The 6,482-nt window shown below is 33.0% G+C and carries 5 protein-coding genes; all 5 read right to left on the reverse strand.

Annotated features, from left to right (window positions below):
* A partial coding sequence (locus ACIQ2X_RS12485) for a thiol-disulfide oxidoreductase DCC family protein (RefSeq protein ID WP_396179249.1) occupies positions 1-243 on the reverse strand: 243 nt, incomplete at its 3' end.
* A gap of 4 nt (positions 244-247) precedes the next feature.
* On the reverse strand, positions 248-2,416 hold the full coding sequence (locus ACIQ2X_RS12490) for a DNA mismatch repair protein MutS (RefSeq protein WP_396179250.1): 2,169 nt from the start codon (positions 2,414-2,416) through the stop codon (positions 248-250).
* A 285-nt stretch (positions 2,417-2,701) separates the two neighbouring features.
* Positions 2,702-5,113, reverse strand: a complete 2,412-nt coding sequence (locus ACIQ2X_RS12495; RefSeq protein WP_396179251.1) for a T9SS type A sorting domain-containing protein — start codon at positions 5,111-5,113, stop codon at positions 2,702-2,704.
* Positions 5,114-5,124: 11 nt separating this feature from the next.
* A complete protein-coding gene (locus tag ACIQ2X_RS12500) occupies positions 5,125-5,340 on the reverse strand; it encodes a hypothetical protein (RefSeq protein ID WP_396179252.1) in 216 nt (71 codons plus the stop codon).
* Between the two features lie 437 nt (positions 5,341-5,777).
* Positions 5,778-6,179: a LytR/AlgR family response regulator transcription factor gene (locus ACIQ2X_RS12505; RefSeq protein WP_396179253.1), complete on the reverse strand. Its 402-nt coding sequence runs from the start codon at positions 6,177-6,179 to the stop codon at positions 5,778-5,780.
* Positions 6,180-6,482 lie beyond the last annotated feature (303 nt).

Consider the following 6,482-nt stretch of genomic DNA (forward strand, 5'->3'; position numbering starts at 1 on the left):
TTCCAAAGCGGCATCTGATTTATAAAAGTACGCTTGTCCTGGTTCATACAAAATGATGCTGTCTGTTTTCGAACTATCGATTTTGAGGTAGTTTAAAATTTTTTCACCAAGTTCAGATTGTAGGGCTACAAATCTAAAAACATCATTTTTATCGTGTTTAATTACATATTGAATCGATTGTTCGCATAAATTACAAACACCATCGAATAAGATAATTTTTTTATTTGCGGGTAAATTTAACATGGTTTTACTTTTTAGCTTCAACAAATTCGAGTAATTCTAGTGCAACATTAGAGGTAAATACTCCGTAATTTACTACTGCTTTTGTCCGTTCGATTTTATCAATGACACCAATTGATTTTCCGTCAAACATACGGACGCGGTCACCGACTTTAAGCGTAACTTTTGGTTTTTCTGGTACCAGATTGGCTTTTATTTTTTTCTCTTTTTTTTCTTTACGGATTTCTTCTACTTGAACCGCAACTTCCTGGACGACTTCTTTTTTCTTTTGTTCGATAACCTTACTTTCTTTGGCAGTAGCTTTAATTCGTTTAGAATTTTCTATTTCTACCATTTTCATCAGTTCCCCTACAAGCTCTTTTTTATTTTTATTATTGAAATATTTTCGAGCCAAATCATCTACTTTTTGACCTAAGTAAATGGATTTTTGGTTGCTGTCATATAATTCCTGATAACTCTCTAATTTTTGTTTGATTTTAGCGTTGGTTGATTCGAGTTTTTTACTCTCTTCGCGTGCCTTTATTTCTTCTTCTTTTAAATTTGAGGATGTTTTTTCGAGTTTTGATCGCTCTTTTTGCAAGGTGGCAATGGTTTTATCAAAACGCACTTTTCCCACTTCAATTTTCTTTTTTGCTCGATTAATGAGTCCGAAAGGAATGCCGTTTTTTTGTGCCACTTCAAACGTAAACGAACTTCCTGCTTGACCTAAAACTAATTTATATAAGGGTTCTAAGGTTTTTTCGTCAAAAAGCATGTTGGCATTTTGAGCGAAAGGCAATTCGTTTGCTAGGATTTTTAAATTCGAATAGTGTGTGGTAATAATGCCAAATGCTTCTCTGTGGTAAAATTCTTCTAGGAATATCTCTGCCAATGCACCGCCTAATTCGGGATCAGATCCCGTACCAAATTCATCAATTAGAAATAGTGTATTTTTATTACACTTTTTCAAGAAATAATTCATGTTCTTTAGGCGGTAACTGTATGTGCTTAAATGATTTTCAATAGATTGATTGTCGCCAATATCGGTTAGAATTCGGTCAAATAAAAATGTTTCACTTCGCTCATGTACAGGAATCAGGATGCCACTTTGTAACATTAATTGAAGTAGCCCCACTGTTTTTAATGAAATGGTTTTTCCTCCCGCATTCGGTCCTGAAATTACAATAATCCTACTTTCTTGAGTAAATTCAAATGTCTGTGGGTGTGTAATTTCTTGTTTTTGTTTATTGGATAAAAATAGAATAGGATGGAAGGCATCTCTAAAATACACTCTACGGTTATCGGTGATATGGGGTAAAATGCCATTTATGCGATTGGCATATTTAGCTTTGGCTGCAATAACATCAATGGAACTTAAAAATTCCTGATATTGGATCAGTAAAGGAAGAAAAGGCCGGATATTTTCGGTTAAGTATTTAAGAATTCGTTTGATTTCTTCTTTTTCTTCGTATTCTAAATTGCTCAATTCTCTGGAATAGTGCAACGTTGCCTCTGGTTCGATATATGCAATACTTCCTGTTTTTGAACTACCTAGAATTGAACCTTTCACTTTTCGACGATACATTGCCAATACAGCAAGAACTCTTCGATTTTCGACAAAACTTTCTTTGATGTCATCGAGATAACCAAGGTTGTTGTATTGGGAAAGAGCAGTTCCAAAACTTTGATTTACTTTACCTCTAACCACATTTATCTGTTTTCGGATATCAAGTAGTTCAGGTGATGCATTATTTTTTATTTCACCATATTTATCAACAATTTCATCGATTAACGAAACGATGCTTTTGGTAAAAGTTACTTCAGTAGCTTTTTGATTTAAATGGGGATAATAGTCGTCAAATTTTTTAAAAAATTGAATTAGTACATTCGTTGTATCAGAAATAGCTGCAATTTTCCTGAAACTCCCTAGTTCTAACGAACTGTTTTGGATGGCTAAAAATTTGATTTCAAGTTGAATCGCTTCAAAACCGTGATTGGGAATGACGTTATTATTGGTGTATGATGAAACGTATTCTGACGTTTGCATCAACGCTTGTATTAGAATATGTTTTTCTTTTAATGGGAGTAACTTAAGTGCTTTTTCTTTACCAATTTCTGTCACACAATGCGATGCAATCGTCTCAAGAATTGTGGGGAATTGTAGATCCTCAAGTGTTTTTTCGGTTATCGAAATCATTTTTTTAGCGAGTTTGCTTGATGCCAAAGTTACAAAGTTTCAAACAATCTTTAGCAGATTTTTGGTTTCTTAACCCATTTTTATCGTTTGTTGGGGTGTATAGGTCTTTCGGATAATGTAGATAATTTAAAAAATGTATTTCATAAATTAAATTCAGCATTCATAGATTTTTTAAGATAGAGTACAAACAAAAAAAATAACATACTGTCTAAGGAAATAATAACGAATTTCCTGACAATATGTTATTTTTAAGTTGAGAACGAAATATCTACTTAATCAAAGCTATTATTTATTGATAACTTTTTGATTAACAAGTGTTCCATCCATTAATTTAATTTTAGCAATGTATACACCTTGAACTTTATTAAAGTCAGTTGTAAATGTATTGCTGTTTACATTATTGTACGTTGCAATTAGACGTCCAGCAATATCGTAAATTGTAATTGACGACATTTCTGCTGACGAATTTGCTTTAAATACATTATCATTTAAAGATACAAACGTTTTGGTAGTATCAAATTCTGGATTAGATAACTCGGCATCAGTTTGATATACTAGTTCAAAACGGTTTCCTAAGTTAGTAACAGATGAAGTATAAGTAAAAGGTCCGTTATTCAAATTGTGGTAAGTATTTTGAACCTTGTCACGTAAATAAACAGTTACTTGATTTGTGTTGAAAATTCCTTCTTTTTCATCAATTGTAAAAGTAAATGTTTCAGCATTTGTATTATTTTTCAAAATACCCAATGCTACCTTGTCTGTGTTTACAAAAGAAGGTCTTGCATTGATAGCTAATCTTCTTGTAGTATTATCTAATAAAGTATACACCTGAGCTGTAGAAACAGAGTTTCTAGTTGCATCGTACATTCTGTCGTATCCAAGTGTCGTTTCTGGTGTGTAACCTACTAAAACTTGGCTGTAAACACCATTAGCACCTGTCATTGTAATTTTGTAACGGTCAATTGAAGTATTTGATGAAGCCTTGTAAAACTGGTCATTATCAGTTGTTAAACGCATACAGTTGTTGAAAACTGCAGTACCAGCTTGTTGCAAAGAACGTACTTTAAATCCTTGACCTGAAGCAATCTTTCCATTAAAAGTATTTGCTACACCATTTGTGGCCGTAGATCCTAATCTCGTGTAAGAGATATAATCGGATTGACTGTAACTTCCTGCCCCTGGATAAAATTCTCCTCCAGCAGTCCAAATGTAAACAACCCCGTCAATATCTTCATTTGCTACTAAAAACTTATCGGCATCAATTGCAGATGGATATGGATTTGCTAATAGGTTATGACTTGCTCCTGAAAATGGCGCCGCAGGATTGTTAGTGATAGGAACATTTATGGTACCATTATTTGCTGTTCCGCTAATTTTGACATTAATGAAATCTTCGTTTACAGCATTTGTAAATGGTGCTTGTTGTTTTATTCTAGCAATAAAACCACTTCCCGGAATGAATTCATTTAAAGGTTGCCATCCCGATACAGTTGAAGCTAAACCTGATACGTATTTTAAGAAATTATCAAAAGCTCCTAAATTTAAATTTGGATTAATAAAAGCTTGGCTACCTGCTTGAGAATTATTAAAAGCCTCAGAAATGTCTGACGTAACTGGTGTTCCCCAGTAGATATAATCATATCGACGCATATCTTCTCTGGTTTTCTTGTTCAACTCTATTAGAGGAGCTGTTGCACTAATACTATTGTTTCTCTGGACAAAATTGGCTTCACTGGCCATAATTATTTTGCTATCACCAGTTACACCGTTTACGCAGTCAATAAATTGACCATTGGCCAGATTTACATTAGCATTTAATACTAATGAGTTACAAGAAAAAGATCCATTGGCATACGCTCCAGCAATAATTACAGGATTGGATTCTGAAGGAGGAGTAGTTAGTTCGTTATCTGAATCTAATACCCATTGCGTTCCGGTCCATCGTTTAACTATGTCGTTTGATGTAACTAAAGGAGCACAAGGATCACCTTTGGAACCAATTGTAAAAAAGCGGTATGTAGTAAAATTAACATTTCCATCGGAACTTATTGATCCACCAGCAGGAGTACTCGCTCCTCCAAGAAATGAAGTAACGTCTACTGTTGAAGGAATAATATCCCATTTTCCAGTGCTACTGTTGTAACCAACGATAGTATATACTGAAGTGGTTAAATTTGCAATGGTTGAAGGTCTCCAGCTTAAAGAAATGATAGAATTAGCACCTTGTATGTCCCAATATTCACTATTAGAAATTTCAGAAAGTTCGGTGTCAATATCTAAATTATCTGTTGGAGTCCCATTATAAAAGGCTGCATCAACACTTGTACCTGTGGATGACACAATTCGAAGTGGTGCCAAAACGCCAGTTTGCCCTAAGTTCATTGTGTAAGGAAAGCCTAAGGTTCTTGCGAAACCATCTATGAAGTGAATATTTGTAGCTCCCGAAGAAGTTGTACCACTTCCAAAAACTATTTTTCCATAAGTATTTGCTGTTCTTGTTGTTGCGGTTGAAGCTGTACTGGTCCCAAAACCATAGTTTCCTGATTTTAAAGTCAGGATTCCGTTGTCGCGGACGTACAAAGTACCGTTATTTTGCAACTGTGCAAAACCAGTGCTAAAAGCAAACAATGAGAAGCACAACACTATTCCTTTGGAACGAATTATTTTTGCTGTCGAGTTAAAAGTTATTGTTTTCAAATATCGTGGTATTAAATGTTATTGTCATTAGAGTTTTGCAATTTTCCAGTTTTTGAGAAAAAAGCAAATGCCATCAATACAGCAAATATAATTGCAAAAATTACATACTGATTAACGGGAGCTGGTGGAGGAGGTTCCGGGCCTTCATCTGTAGCTTGTGCTACTACTAACGAAGTGTTAAGAACCAACAATAAACTTAAAAACAAAAAGTTTTTATTCATTTTCATAGGCATAGGATTTTTATCATAAATTATTTTACGTTACAAAAGTAATATTTTTTTTTAAACAATAACTTTAAATTATGATAAAATGCTGTCTATTTGCTAAGTAAATTTACTATAACGTTTTCGTGCTATAGCAATATCAGTAAACAAGTTTGTTTATTTACATACTTTAAGTGTCTTAATGTCTTGTTTTTACTGGTCTTGATGCTTTTTTTAATATTAAAATTTGAATTTAACAGGATGTAAAATCCTTGTATTATTGGTGTTAATAATTTTTTTTTAATCTAAATTACCATAAGATTTGCTTCTTTCGGAGTGCAGTTTTTATTCTTACGCATTTGTATTCAGACTTTATGTAAGGATTTGATTGTTAAAGTTTTGCGCAGCGCGATTCTTATTATTATTTTATGTGTAATCGTTACGCTGTTGATATTGTAATTTTAACAAAAAAATACATTTTTTTTTAAAAATTTATGAAAATCATTTGTTTTTCTTCTAGAAACGGGAAGGATTTCGCCATTTGTAATTTCGCAAAATAATCCAGAATCTCTTATGACTTTTTTGACATATTTGAAATTAATCAAACACGATCTGCTAATTTTGACATACAAGGGGAACTTATATAGTAAGTATTCGTATTGAGATAAGTTTTTATAGGAAAGTATTCTACGATTGTCAATAGTTACAAAAAGTGTACATCGTCCTTCGGATGTTATTGAAAGCACTTCATCCAAGTAAACAATGTCATAACCGGTAGCAGATGAAATAACCAAATAGTTTAAGTTGTGAACTGCTGCATTTTTATAAATTTCAAGATTCAATTTGGTTAGTACTTTATTCATGGCAGAATCAAATACTTTCTTATCAATCGGCTTTGGGATAAAATCTATTGCGTTAAAGCGAAAGGCATTTACCGCAAATCGTTTTTCTGAACTAATAAAAATAATAATTGGCTCGGTTTCTAGTTCGCTCAGGTAATCAAAAATTTCGTCCGAGCCAAGATTGATATCTAATAATAATAACCCGTTGGGTGTAATTATTTGCAGTAAAATAAATGGATTAGATATTGGTCAAGATACTGAAATTCAGTATCTTGAAGTCTCCAAACAAACCAATATCTATGACAAATATAGTGAAAAATTATT

Source organism: Flavobacterium sp. (assembly GCF_044368625.1).
Classification (GTDB): Bacteria; Bacteroidota; Bacteroidia; order Flavobacteriales; family Flavobacteriaceae; genus Flavobacterium.